This is a genomic window from Haloferula luteola, assembly GCF_014201715.1.
In the GTDB taxonomy this organism is placed as follows: Bacteria; Verrucomicrobiota; Verrucomicrobiia; order Verrucomicrobiales; family Akkermansiaceae; genus Haloferula; species Haloferula luteola.
In genome coordinates this window covers 107,314-119,875 of the sequence record NZ_JACHFD010000010.1, presented here as the reverse complement: position 1 = coordinate 119,875, position 12,562 = coordinate 107,314, and the positions used below count along the sequence as shown (strand labels likewise).

The 12,562-nt window shown below is 59.2% G+C and carries 9 protein-coding genes; 6 read left to right on the top strand and 3 right to left on the bottom strand.

The features are described 5' to 3' along the window. Positions 1-79: 79 nt before the first annotated feature. Positions 80-1,564 (bottom strand): alkaline phosphatase D family protein, encoded by a 1,485-nt coding sequence (locus tag HNR46_RS11275; RefSeq protein WP_184018827.1) that lies wholly within the window; start codon positions 1,562-1,564, stop codon positions 80-82. A gap of 247 nt (positions 1,565-1,811) precedes the next feature. Here HNR46_RS11275 and modA point away from each other — a divergent pair, with 247 nt between their 5' ends. The 3 genes from modA to HNR46_RS11260 are packed head-to-tail and all read left to right on the top strand — an operon-like array spanning position 1,812 to position 4,314. Next, entirely contained in the window at positions 1,812-2,561 is a 750-nt protein-coding gene (modA, locus tag HNR46_RS11270; protein ID WP_184018825.1) for a molybdate ABC transporter substrate-binding protein, read from the top strand. Then, on the top strand, positions 2,558-3,226 hold the full coding sequence (gene modB, locus HNR46_RS11265) for a molybdate ABC transporter permease subunit (RefSeq protein ID WP_184018823.1): 669 nt from the start codon (positions 2,558-2,560) through the stop codon (positions 3,224-3,226). The genes modA and modB overlap by 4 nt, the downstream gene beginning before the upstream one ends. Then, positions 3,223-4,314 carry an ABC transporter ATP-binding protein gene (locus HNR46_RS11260; RefSeq protein ID WP_184018821.1) on the top strand — a complete coding sequence of 364 codons (1,092 nt, stop codon included), beginning with the start codon at positions 3,223-3,225 and terminating at the stop codon, positions 4,312-4,314. Before modB ends, HNR46_RS11260 begins: the two co-directional genes overlap by 4 nt. Position 4,315: 1 nt before the next feature. Here HNR46_RS11260 and HNR46_RS11255 read toward each other — a convergent pair whose 3' ends face one another. Both HNR46_RS11255 and HNR46_RS11250 read right to left on the bottom strand, forming a co-directional pair. Continuing rightward, positions 4,316-5,767, bottom strand: a complete 1,452-nt coding sequence (locus HNR46_RS11255) for an SGNH/GDSL hydrolase family protein (RefSeq protein ID WP_184018819.1) — start codon at positions 5,765-5,767, stop codon at positions 4,316-4,318. A gap of 48 nt (positions 5,768-5,815) precedes the next feature. After that, positions 5,816-8,149 carry a glycosyl hydrolase family 2 protein gene (locus tag HNR46_RS11250; RefSeq protein ID WP_184018817.1) on the bottom strand — a complete coding sequence of 778 codons (2,334 nt, stop codon included), beginning with the start codon at positions 8,147-8,149 and terminating at the stop codon, positions 5,816-5,818. 119 nt (positions 8,150-8,268) lie between these two features. Here HNR46_RS11250 and HNR46_RS11245 point away from each other — a divergent pair, with 119 nt between their 5' ends. From HNR46_RS11245 to HNR46_RS11235, 3 genes are all read left to right on the top strand, one after another. Next, positions 8,269-10,248: a DNA gyrase/topoisomerase IV subunit A gene (locus tag HNR46_RS11245; protein ID WP_184018815.1), complete on the top strand. Its 1,980-nt coding sequence runs from the start codon at positions 8,269-8,271 to the stop codon at positions 10,246-10,248. Between the two features lie 63 nt (positions 10,249-10,311). Further along, positions 10,312-11,028, top strand: coding sequence for an NlpC/P60 family protein (locus HNR46_RS11240; protein WP_184018813.1), 717 nt, complete (start codon positions 10,312-10,314; stop codon positions 11,026-11,028). Positions 11,029-11,048: 20 nt separating this feature from the next. Beyond that, on the top strand, positions 11,049-12,509 hold the full coding sequence (locus HNR46_RS11235) for an MBL fold metallo-hydrolase RNA specificity domain-containing protein (RefSeq protein ID WP_246418051.1): 1,461 nt from the start codon (positions 11,049-11,051) through the stop codon (positions 12,507-12,509). Positions 12,510-12,562 lie beyond the last annotated feature (53 nt).

Genomic DNA, 12,562 nt, shown 5'->3' with positions numbered 1-12,562 from the left:
CAGGGACGGGCCATGGGTCCCTGAGGACCGCTGAGTGTTCTCACGAAACTCTTGGGAGATCCGAGAGCATTGCCTGGGCTCAATCTTCCGGATGGAGCGTTTGGCGGTAGACGACTTTCCCGGCGCGGTTGTGCTGAGTCACGGTGAGGTCGCGGGTGTCAGCATCGAACTCGAGCCCTCCGAAGTACTGGTGGCCCGCGGAGGGTGGCTGATCGACAGGGATTTCCTTGCTGGCAGTTTGGAACTTCACCTCGATGCCGAAGGTGTTGTCGGGCTCATTGGGTCCGAAGTTGCCGGCGTGGAGGGGCCCGCTGACGAATTCCCAGAAGGGCAGGAAGTCTTTGAAGACGGCGCGTTCGGGGGCGTAGTGATGGGCTGCCGCATAGTGGACGTCGGCCGTCAACCACACCGTATTCCGCACCTGATCTCGCTTGAGCCGGGAAAGCAGGCCGGCGATCTCCAATTCACGTCCTCGGGGTGGGCCATTGCTGTTGGCGATCGCCTCCTGTTCTTTGCCATCGGGAACGATCAGGCCGATGGGCATGTCGCAGGCAATGATTTTCCAAGTTGCTTGGGAGGTAGCCAATCGAGTGGCAAGCCATTCGAGTTGGTTGCCTCCAAGGATGGCGGTGTCGGCACCGGCCTGATCCTGTTGGTTGAGGGTATTGGCGCCGCGGTAGCTACGAAGATCGAGCATGTAGATATCGAGATCGGGGCCGTAAGAGATTTCCCGATAGATGCGGTGTGGTTCGTGGGAATCGATGGCGACAGGGGTGTATTCGATGAAAGCTTGATGGGAGCGCTCAGCGAGGACCGAAGCTCGCTTCTCGGTGTAGCGAGGATCGGAAAGGGTTTCTCCGGGATACCAGTTGTTGGCCACTTCATGGTCGTCCCATTGGGCAAAGACAGGTACCTCGGCGAGAAAGCGACGCACTTGGGGATCGAGAAGCTGGTAGCGATAGGCCCCTCGAAATTCCGCCAGGGTCTCGGCTACTTTCGACTTTTCCGGGGTGACTCGGTTTTTCCATACACTGCCGTCGGCCAGCGGCACTTCGGGCTCCAGTGGGTCGTCGGCGTAGATGAGGTCGCCATTGTGAATAAAGAAATCAGGCTGGAAGGCACGCAAGGTCTCGTAGGTTTGCATGCCACCGCGTTCGGGATCGATGCCCCAACCTTGACCGACCGTATCCCCCGACCACGCGAAGCGAACGTTGCGATGGTCGATGGGGGCCGTTTTGAAGCTGCCGGTGTTGCTTGGAGGGGACTCGGAGCCGTCAGGGAAAGTGACTCGGTAGTGGATGCGCGTGCCCGCCGGAAGGTCGTTCAGCAGGGCACGTGCGGTGAAGTCTTGATCGGCTCCCGTGGAGACTTCGGGATGGCGGATGGGATGGGAGAAGTCGGGGTCTGTGTCGGTCTCCACAAGCATGCGGTCGGCGCCGACGCTGCGGCTCCAAACCACGGCGGTGTGACTGCTGACATCCCCGCTGGAGACCGGAGGGGGATCGGCTTGAAGGCCGCAGGTGACAGAAACGAACAAGGAAGCGGAGGTGAGCGAAAGCTTCATGGCGAGAGCGAAGCGAGGACCGGAGGGTGGGGGTGCGCCAAGCTCTACGAGGTGACAATTTTGCTGGCAGCTGTCATGGAGTGGTGCGCAGGACTGCGCCGAAAAAAGGAATGCGGCTGGTCGAGCAGGAAGAGAAATGGCACCGTTTGGGTTAGCAGGGAAGGGGTGGCGGACCGCCCTGATGCCGTTTTGTCGATGTCGCTTGGGCGATCGTCATCGCAGAGACTGGAATGCTATTTTGTTGGATATGAAATCACCTTGGATGCTTCTGATTTTCAGTCTTTTGGCAGCGGGAAAGTTGATGGCGGAGGAAGTGATGGTTTTCGCCGCGGCAAGTCTGAGCGATGCCATGAGCGAGTTGGGCAAAGATTACGGGAAGGCAACGGGGGAAACCGTCCGCTTCAACTTCGCAGGATCGAATACTCTGGCACGTCAGATCGAAGCAGGGGCTCCCGCGGATGTGTTTGTTTCCGCAGACCGCTTGCAGATGGACCGCTTGGAAGAGAAACACTGCGTCGATCCCCAGACCCGGAAAGATGTGTTGGGGAATACTTTGGTGGTGATCACTCCGCCGGAGGGTCCGGTGTTGAAGTCGATTCATGACCTTGGTGGTTCCTCCGTCCGACGGCTGGCCTTGGGGCATCCCGATGCCGTGCCGGCAGGGGTCTACGCCAAGGCATACCTGAAAAAAATAGGGTGTTGGGCAGAGGTGGAGTCGAAGGTAGTCCCGGCAGAGAATGTGCGTGCGGCGCTGGCATTTGTAGAGTCAGGGCATGCTCAGGCGGGAATCGTGTACAAAACCGACGCGGCTTCCACGGATGGCGTGAAGGTGGCCTGGGAGATCCCCGCCGAAGAAGGCCCGCCGATCGTGTATCCCGCTGCGGTGGTTTCGGGAACGCGTCGCGCTCCGGCAGCCAAGCGCTTTTTGGCGTGGTTGCGGCAAGAAGCTGCGACTGAGGTGTTTGAGAAATACGGCTTCAGGGTGCTGGGTCGATGAGTTCCGACGAGTGGCAATTGGTCGTCTTCACCGCCAGCATGGCGTTGATGGCAACCCTATGCCTGATTCCGCCGGGCGTCGTACTTGCTTGGTGGTTGGCGCGTCGGAATTGGCGGGGCAAGATGGTGGTCGAAACCTTGGTTTCGTTGCCTCTGGTGCTGCCGCCGGTGGTGACGGGATTGCTGCTGCTGAAGGCGTTCAGTCGTCGAGGGGTCCTGGGCGCATGGCTTGAGGAGCAGTGGGGACTGGAGGTGGTCTTCACTTGGAAAGCCGTGGTTCTGGCTTTAGCGACCATGTCATCGCCTCTGTTCGTGCGGACTGCGCGGGCGGCGCTGGAGGCGGTCGATCCTCGTTTGGAGCAGCAGGCGCGCACTTTGGGTGCGGGAGAGTGGAGAGTTTTTTTCACGGTGACCCTGCCGATGGCGGCTCGCGGGGTGATGGCAGGGGCCTTGCTGGCATTTGCCCGAGCATTGGGCGAATTTGGGGCGACGGTGATGGTGGCGGGCAATATTCCGGGCGAAACGACTACGCTCCCAGTCGCGATCTATCATGCGGTGCAGCTGGGGCAGGACGAGAAGGCCTGGCATCTGGCGGCCGTGGCCGTGGTCGTGAGTTTTCTGGCGGTGGGCTTGAGTGAGATTTTGGTGCGAAGGAGGTCTGGATGATCGGGGCTCTGCAGTTGAGTTTTTCGCGACGATTTCCGACGGGAGCCATCATTCAAGTGGATGATTTCCTGATTCCTGAAGGACGAGGAGTGACGATTTTGTTCGGAGAATCCGGCGCCGGGAAAAGCACCTTGATTCGCGTATTGGCAGGATTGGAGAAGCCCGACGATGGTCGACTGAGCGTGGGCGAGGAATGGTGGTTCGATACGGAGAAACGGATCGACGTTCCCGCCTCCCGTCGTCGTGTGGGGTGGGTCTCTCAGGATGGGCTGCTGTTTCCCCATCTCAGCGTTGCACAGAATGTGAGCTACGGCATGCGTGGTGGATCGAAAGCTGCCGTGAAGTCGCGGGTAGCGGATTGGCTGGAAAGAATGGGCCTGGGAGGCATGGAGAACCGCCGACCTTCAGAGCTGTCGGGTGGGCAGCAACAGCGGGTGGCGTTGGCGCGTGCCTTGGCATCGGATCCCGCTTTGGTGCTGCTGGATGAGCCGTGGTCGGGATTGGATCGGCCCACTCGGGAACGACTAAGGAGTGAATTGAGACCGTGGCTCCGGGAAGCCGAGGTTCCTGTCTTGATGGTGACGCACGATCGCCAGGATGCGCTGGCACTCGGTGATCGGATGGCGGTGATGAGTCGTGGGCGCCTCGTTGAACAAGGGGAGATGGAGGAGGTTTTTTGCCGTCCCGAATCCGCGGAAACTGCTCAATTGTTGGAAGTGGAAACGCTGGCCCGAGGCCGTGTGTTGTCTTGCGAAAATGGGGTCGCAGAAGTGGATTGCCGGGGAGTTTGTGTGGTGGCCTCCGAGGTTCCGGGCCTTGTGAAAGGGGGAGAAGTTTGGGTGTGTGTCAGGGGAGGAGACGTGAGCTTGGGGGAGGTGTTGCTCGATCATTCCAGCCTCAGGAATCAATGGTGGGGGCGAGTGGTTGGCTTGCGTCAGGAAGGGGTAGCGATGCGTGTGGAATTGGATGTTGGATTCCCCCTGGTAGCTTTGCTAACCGCGGCGTCGGTTGAGGTGCTGGGTGTCACGGTGGGGCGGGAAATGGTGGCTGCTGTGAAGGCGCAGCGGGTGCATGTGATTCCGCTGTGAACTACGGCGCGAGCGTGGCTTCGAGGCGCAGAAACCCCTGGGAACCGGTGGTCGTGGCGGTGGCATAGCCACTGGCACCCACAGTCGGCCGTGGAGTCACGGGAGCAAAGGTACGGAGGTCGTCGGAGTTGGCGGGATCGACGGTGACCTGCAGGGTGTCGGGCAGGCGCAGCGGGTAGCGTAAGGTGAAGGAGGAGTCTCCCCACTGGGTGGTGATTTCATCCGCGTCTGGATAGGTCGGGTCGAGCCCAAGCCCGAATTCGACGGCGGCAGGGATGCCATCGCCGTCCGAGTCGTCATCCTCCGCCGCACCGGCGATGCCGAAGCCACCCATCCAGCTGGCGAAGCTCATGTCGATTTGGCCGCTCGTTTGTTGAAGCAATCCCCCCAGCATTTCGGTCGCGGTGAGTGGTGGAATTTCGCTGCCGTAGGTGCGGTTGAATGCCTGGAGAATCAAGTTGGCGATCACCGCTTGAGCGCTGGTGTTTGGGTGAAAGTTGGCGCTGAACTCACCGTTGAGCCAGAGATCGTTGAGGTCGCCAGTCGTGGTGCCTGCGTTGGCAATGGGGATGCCATGGATAGTTAGCGGCGTGGCGGCATCAAGGTAGCGAAGCGTTGGGTGAAAGATATCGGCGAAGCCGATTCCTCGGGTTTCCGCGAGCGCTTTCATCCGTCCATTGAGATCCTCCAGCATGGTGGTGATGCGTGCGGTCTTTACCGAGTCATTTGGATATTTTCCCCGAATTTCCGGGGTGATTCCGATATGGGGTGCGGCCACGATGACGATAGGAAGATCGGGATTCCACTCGAGAACCTGATCGATGACCTCGGTGGAATCGGCGACAAATCCACTGACGAAAGTTTCGATTTCCGCAGTGCTCAAAGTGTCGTTGTAGACCCCGCCGTAAACTCTGCGGAGATCGTTTCCTCCGACGAAATAGGTCAATCGATCGGCGACGGTTTGAATCTGTTCGCGCAGGTCAGAGACGGCGAAATCGCTGTCATCGATGCCCGCTAAAGTGAGCGCATCGCCGAGCGAAAAGTCAGAGCTGGAGTCGTCGGCAAGGATTTCGGTGAAAGTGCGGCTCCCGAGGACAAAATCGCGGATTTGTTCTGCGGTGGCTCCCGGGATGGCCCAGTTGTAGGCGTGGCGGAAGAGGAGCGTCTGACCGGAAAGAGGAACGGTGTAGGTTTTCCGACTGCCGTTGTCGAAGTGGTCCTTGCGATAGTTGGCATCGCCGAGGATTTCGATCCAGTTTTTTACCGTGGAGCTGAAACCATCGCCGTAGGTCTCAAACTGGAAGGTGCTGGGATTGAAAATGGTGATGCTGAATCCAAACTCGGCCTCGTAGTCAAAGGTGAGAGAGTCGCCGAGGGTGACGATTTGTTCGGCGGCCGGGCAGGTAGGGGCGAGAGTCGCCCAAAGGGCGGCAGAGAGAATCGAGCGGGTCACGATGGGCACCCTAGCGCCGGATGCCTCTGGGGAAAGGGGTTTCCTTGATCATTCTTCTGAGCTGGCCGTAAGGGGGACGGCGCGCACCGGACCGAGGAGGCCTGCTTCTGACGATTGAGACGTCGCGGAAACCACGACTTCGAGGTGATGACTGCCTGCGGCGAGCACGGGGAGGGCCAGCGCTGCAGGGTTTCCAAAGAGGGTCCCGATGGGCTCTCCGTCGATCTTCACGCTGCCCGTCTGGGAGACTTTTCCGAAATCCAGCAACCACCGATCCGCGCCGTCGGGCAATTCAAAATCGAGGTGGTAGCGCACCGGGTCCGTAGTGAGGGCCCATTGGGGATCGGCCAAAGTTCGCCAGGAGCCGAGAAGCGGCAATTCGAGCTGACCTCCGTCCTGAAACGTCAGGGTCCAGAGGCCCCTCAGATCGATTCCGGGTAGCCGTTGAGGCCACCGAGGAGGGGATTCCAAGGGCTGCCGGAAAGTCCGGATGAGGCGGGACTCGTGAGGCTCAAGCCGGAGAGGAAAGCGTATCCGGCCGTATTCAGTGGATTCGGTGGCGACGGTGCCGGCGCGATCAGGAATGGCGGGGTCGAGAAGGACCAGTGCCGAGGCGGGCCGGGAGAGTTCCACTTCGGTATCGACGACCTTGTCGGTGGGATTCAGCAGCCAATAGTGGTGACCGTCTGCATGGTGGCGGCGGATGCCTCGAAGCCCTGCGGCGGCGAAGGATTCCCCGCGAATTCCGAGTTTTTCAGCGAGTCTTACGGGGTCGTCGTCTTCCTCACTGCGGTGAATATCCTCAAGTGCTTGGACGAGAGTTCCCCGCCGGATGTCGGGTGCTGGATACCCGGGCACATCTGTTGGCCAGTCCCCGAGGATGCCGATTTTCCCGCCACGGCGGGAGAGATCGCGGAGTAGGATGGCGGTGGTTTCGGGCAGGCGTTCCACTTCCGGAAGCATGATGGCTTGGTAGAGCAGCCCTCCGAGAATGATCCCGGATTCGGAAGCGGTGGCGCTGGCCAAAAGGCGATCACTGACAATGTCGTAGGAGATCCCGGCTTCATCCAAAGCCTGCATGGCATGGCCGAATCCGCTGGAAGCCATCCAGAGGAGACGTTCGTCGGGGTCATGGGGGAGTCCGCCCCGAGTGGCGAGGAAATCGTGATATGGGTAGTAGAGAAGCAAATCCGGATCTGGCGCTCCTGATTGGAGGATGGTCTGAATCCGGGTGACCCAGTCGGTGAGCGCGGGAATTCCCAGGTGAAGCGCGGGGTCGATAGGAGGGAATTCAAGTTGGTTGGCACCTCGGAGCCACAGGGCTTCGCAGCGGCGCCGGATTTCGTTGGGGGATGAAGTGAGCCCCCCCACGACCACTCCTGTGATGAGGGGTTTGAGGGCAAAGTGGGCGGCGGATGCGGCGAACGGAGGATCCGCCGGATCGAGAACTCCTGGAATATCAGCGATCGCTTGGAGGTCGATGGGGTTTCCTGGATTGCCGCGGAGCACGGATCGACTCAGGGCTCCTTCTTCCTGGGTTCGGAGCCGCCAGGCATCCAGAGCATCAAGGTGCATTTCGCCGAGGGTTTCGCGGTAGTCACTGACGACACGCAGGGAGTTTCCCGGGTCTCCTTGGCCAAACAGAGCGGGAAGTTGCTCGCGCAGGTCGTAGCCACGAAGCTTCTGGAATGCGTCGAGGAGGGCCGGGCTCCAGCTTCCTTCGGTCGCGGCGGTGCGTTCGAAAACCTTGGCCCGAGGCGGCAATAGGCCCTCGGCTTCAAGGGGCTTTTCCTGAAAATCTAGCCACAGAGTCATGGCGTAAGCGGAAAAGGGATCCAGTTCTTCTCCTGCCTTCCGAGTGCCGAGTCCGAAAACTCGCCAATCGCCGACGGGCGCGGGCCAGGCAAGGGTGCCGTCTTCTCCAAGGTACGGGGTCAGATCCATCGGCGCTCCTTGATGGGGCCAGGCGCCCAGGGTTTCAAAAGTGCGATCGGGGAGGGAAAGGGAAACCTCCTGGCCGCCCTGAATCCTGTCCGAAAAGGGTTCGAGGACCTCGGAACGCAATTCGTCAAGTGCGGTGGCGGGTCGGGGTAAGGCGTTGAGGCGGAGATCGAATCCCAATCCTCCTCGCTGTGCCTCGGCCGCGGCGGCGCGTGCTTGCTGCTGCCAAGCGGAAGCATCGCTTCCCATGGCGGGGAAAACCAGGCCGCCCCAACCGTCGCGGGCGAGCGCATCTCCATCGGGCCCGGAGTCTTCGCTTCCAGAGTCGGAAAGGGTGAGTTCGAGCCACGGCCGCGCATCTGCAGGTGCCTCTGGCCAGGTGGTCACGGGGGACGCGGTCACCTCGCCAAAGACGGCGGTGAGCCCAAGCCCCGCTTGCATGCCTCGCTTTGCCCACCCCATCATCCGCGCCCATCCCCTAGGGCATGGGGCTTGGGAGGACAAGCCCGTCTCCCAATTCCCCCTTGCCGGGTGCTTAAGAACGCTTAACGATCTGCTCCATGAGTCACGACCCCGATCAGCACGCCTCCCTGGGCGAGATGTATTCGGACTATTTTTTGGATTACGCATCGTACGTGATTCTTGAGCGGGCGGTTCCGCATCTTCTGGATGGGTTTAAACCCGTCCAGCGCCGGATTCTTCACTCGATGAGGGAATTAGACGACGGCCGCTACAATAAGGTGGCCAATGTCATCGGCAACACGATGAAGTACCACCCCCACGGCGACGCTGCGATTGGCGACGCGACGGTGAACCTCGGGCAGAAAGATTTGCTGATCGATACCCAGGGGAACTGGGGAAACACGCTGACAGGGGACGGGGCCGCGGCACCTCGATACATCGAGGCACGGCTGACGAAGTTCGCGTTGGATGTGATTTTCAATCCCAAGACGACTTCTTGGACTCCGAGTTACGACGGTCGCAATAAGGAGCCGATCACTCTGCCCTCGAAGTTTCCTGTCTTGCTGGTTCAGGGCGTCGAGGGCATCGCGGTCGGTCTCGCGTGCAAGATGCTACCGCACAATTTTAATGAAGTGATCGACGGCTGCATCGCCGCCCTGAGAAACGAGGAATTTGTGTTGGTTCCGGATTTCCCGACAGGAGGGATCATGGATGCCAGCGACTATCGAGACGGTCTGCGTGGCGGGAAGGTGCGAGTTCGTGCGCGGATCGAGCTGGAAAAGAAAAATCTCCTGAGAGTGGTAGAGATTCCTTTTGGAACAACGACGGGTGCCCTGATGGACTCGATCGTCAGCGCTGCGGACAAGGGCAAGCTCAAGATTTCGAAGATCGAGGACAATACGGCCGAGTTTGCCGACATTCTGGTGCACCTGCCGAGCGGTGTGGATGCGGAAATGACTCGCGACGCCCTGTTTGCCTTCACGGACTGTGAGCTCAGTATTTCACCGAATGCCTGCGTCATTGTCGATGGTAAGCCGCAGTTCATGGGGGTGTCTGAAATCCTCCGGCGCAATGCCCAACGGACACGGGAATTGCTGGGGCTTGAGCTGGAAATCAAGCTCGGGGAGCTCAATGAGAAGTGGCACTTTAGCTCTCTGGAGAAGATCTTCATCGAGAACCGGATCTACCGCGATATCGAAGAGTGCGAGACGTGGGAGGCGGTGATTCAGGCGATCGATGACGGCTTGAAGCCGTTTAAGAAACTGCTGAAACGGGAGGTGACCGAAGACGACATTGTTCGCCTCACCGAGATCAAAATCAAAAGAATCTCCAAGTTCGACTCATTCAAAGCGGACGAGGAAATCCGAGCGTTGGAGCAGTCGATCGACGAGACCGAGAAGTACCTGCGCAATTTGACGAAATTCACCATTCGCTGGTTCGAAGAGATTCGTAAAAAGCATGGCAAGGAGCGGGTGCGCAAGACGGAGATTTCTTCGTTCGAGCGGGTGGATCGGACTCAAGTGATTCTGGCGACGGAGACGTTGTACCTCGATGAGAAGAACGGATTCGCCGGGTATGGCTTGAAGAAAGAGAAGCCATTGGAGAAATGCTCCACGCTGGATGATGTGATCGTCTTCACCGGTGAGGGCGGAATGAAAGTGCAGAAGGTGGCGGAGAAGTTCTTTGTCGGCGCTCGGCCGCTGCGCGTGTCGATTTTCCGCAAGGACGAGGATTTGATCTACTCGTTGATTTACCGGGATGGACGCGATGGTCCGCTGATGGCGAAGCGCTTCCGGGTGGGAGGAATCACTCGCGACAAGGAATACGATCTCACGGGAGGCAAGAAGGGCAGCCGGGTATTTTATTTCGCCGTCCACAAGTCGGAAGAGGAAAGCAACGACCAGTTGTTGATCGTGCATCTCAAGCCCGCCTTACGCCTGCGCAATGTGTCGCGACCGTTCAATTTTGGTGAGATTGGGATCAAGAGCCGGGGAAGCCGGGGAAATATTGTGACCAAATTGAATGCGGATCGGGTGGTCCGGGCACCCAAGGACTATGATCCGGAGATGGGGGCCTGATGGGAGCGATGAGGACCAGAAAAGCGCTTTCCGTGGTGTCGAGGCGGTGCTTGTTTGGTTCTCATGTTCAAAAGGCTAGCGGGGTTGATGGTGGTCTGTTGGGTGGCGATGGGGATGATCCTTCGTCACCCGGTTTCTAGCGGATGGCTGCGTCTGGGCTGGGTTCTTTGCGGTAGCTCAGCGCTGCTTTTGCTGTTGGCTTTGGTGTGGCGGAAGCGGGTGTGGAGGTGGAGTCTCGTGGGCAGTGGCGCGTTGGTTTTGTGGGTCGGTCTTCTATTGCCGCAGCGGGCAATCGAGCCCACGAAGTTGCGGAAAGGCTATCTTGAGAGGCTCGTCCATTACCGGGGGACGCCGTATTTTTGGGGCGGAGAAGGACGTCAGGGGATCGATTGTTCCGGACTACCCAGGCGGGCGCTTCGAGATGCGTTGGCAGAAGAGGTGTTCCGAAGGGGAAATGGCACCGCGCTCAGGGCTCTCCTGGAAATGTGGTGGTTCGATAGCAGCGCAAAGGCGCTTTCTGAGGGATACCGGGGATGGACGCGAAGCACGGGTGTTCACGGGACGGTTTCCACTCTGACCGATGAGAAACTTGAACCTGGAGACCTGGCCGTGACGGAGGGGGGAGTGCATGTGATGGTGTATCTCGGTGAGGGCCAGTGGATTCAGGCGGAACCGGATCGGGCAAAGGTCGTCGTCAGTGATGGGAAGAGCGATCCAACCGCTTGGTTCGATCTCCCGGTGGGGGTCCACCGGTGGTCATTGCTCGACGGAGGTGGATGATCTTGAGATTCCGCGGAAGCATGACAGCATCTTCCTTTGCAGGAACGGAATCCCGGGTGAGGCTGTTAGTGATGAAGTTGAAGTTTTGCGGCGCAGCCGGCACCACGACGGGTTCCCAGCACTTGCTGGAAGTCAACGGGAAGAAGATCCTGCTCGACTGCGGTCTTTACCAAGGTCGGAGACAGGACGCCTACGAGGTGAACTGCTGTTTCCCCCACTTCGATCCTGCTGAGGTCGATATGGTGGTGCTGTCGCATGCTCATATCGACCATAGTGGGAATCTTCCGAATCTGGTCCGCAAAGGGTTCAACGGGAATATTTTTGCGACATTCGCCACCCGCGATCTCTGCGCGATCATGTTGGCGGATAGTGCTCATATTCAGGAGCAAGACGTCGAATGGCTCAACAAACAGCGAGCGAAGGACCGTTTGCCTCCGGTGGAGGCTCTTTATCGCAAAGAGGATGCGGAGCGCTGCCTGCGGCAATTCGTGACGGTGGGCTATGAGCGTCCCATGCTGATTGCGGATGGAGTGACGCTCACCTTTTTTGATGCGGGGCACATTCTGGGAGCGGGACAGGTCCTTCTGGAAGTCATCGACAAGGAAGACAGCGGGAAGCGAAAGCGGTTTCTGTTCTCCGGGGACATCGGCCGGGGAGAAAACGAAATCCTCAACAACCCAGTGGCGGTGCCGGATGTGGATTTTCTCCTGATGGAATCGACCTACGGTGGTCGGGAGCACGAGTTGCCTCCCACGGGGGCGGACGAAGCCGTGGCGGAGGTGTTGGAGCGGGCTCTGAAGCGCGGGGGTAAGGTGATGATTCCTGCCTTTGCGGTCGAGCGGACCCAACAGATGCTGTATGTGCTGAACCGGCTGTTTCACAGTGGTCGCCTGCAGCGGGTGCCGGTGTTTGTCGACAGTCCGCTGGCGGTGGGAGCGACCGAGATTTTCCGGCTGCACCCTGAGTGCTTCAATCAAGAGGTGTATGAGTTTCTCTTTGAAGACGGGGTGGATCCCTTCATTTTTGAGGGGCTTCAACTCGTGCGGGCGGTGGCGCAATCGAAGAAGCTCAATGATGTGCACGGCCCATGCATCATCATCGCAGCGTCGGGCATGTGCGAGGCAGGGCGCATTCGTCATCACCTGAAAAATGGCATTGGTGATCCGCGAAATACGGTGTTCTTCGTGGGTTATTGCGCCGAACACACTTTGGGTCGTTTCATTCGTGATGGCCGCAAGGAGGTAAACATCTTCGGGGACCGGCATGAGGTGCGAGCCGCGGTCGAGGTGGTGGATTCTTTTTCAGGCCACGCTGATCATTCGGAGTTGCTGGATTACTTTCACGCGACGGGGGGTGCCAAATCGAAGGTGTGGCTGGTTCACGGTGAGCCGGATCATTCGTTGGCGTTGTGCGATGCCTTGAGAAAGGAGCACGAAGGGGCGGTCGACGTTGCGGTGCTGGGAGAAACTGTGGAGTTTTGAAATCCTCTGGCCCGATGCCCTTTCAAGCGCTTGCGCGGTCGGAAGGGCATTGC

What these genes read in the sequence shown, in the direction of transcription:
- HNR46_RS11275 (WP_184018827.1), bottom strand. Translation starts at nt 1,564, where the DNA reads ATGAAGCTTTCGCTCACCTCCGCTTCCTTGTTCGTTTCTGTCACCTGC.
- modA (WP_184018825.1), top strand. Translation starts at nt 1,812, where the DNA reads ATGAAATCACCTTGGATGCTTCTGATTTTCAGTCTTTTGGCAGCGGGA.
- modB (WP_184018823.1), top strand. Translation starts at nt 2,558, where the DNA reads ATGAGTTCCGACGAGTGGCAATTGGTCGTCTTCACCGCCAGCATGGCG.
- HNR46_RS11260 (WP_184018821.1), top strand. Translation starts at nt 3,223, where the DNA reads ATGATCGGGGCTCTGCAGTTGAGTTTTTCGCGACGATTTCCGACGGGA.
- HNR46_RS11250 (WP_184018817.1), bottom strand. Translation starts at nt 8,149, where the DNA reads ATGCAAGCGGGGCTTGGGCTCACCGCCGTCTTTGGCGAGGTGACCGCG.
- HNR46_RS11245 (WP_184018815.1), top strand. Translation starts at nt 8,269, where the DNA reads ATGAGTCACGACCCCGATCAGCACGCCTCCCTGGGCGAGATGTATTCG.
- HNR46_RS11240 (WP_184018813.1), top strand. Translation starts at nt 10,312, where the DNA reads ATGTTCAAAAGGCTAGCGGGGTTGATGGTGGTCTGTTGGGTGGCGATG.
- HNR46_RS11235 (WP_246418051.1), top strand. Translation starts at nt 11,049, where the DNA reads ATGACAGCATCTTCCTTTGCAGGAACGGAATCCCGGGTGAGGCTGTTA.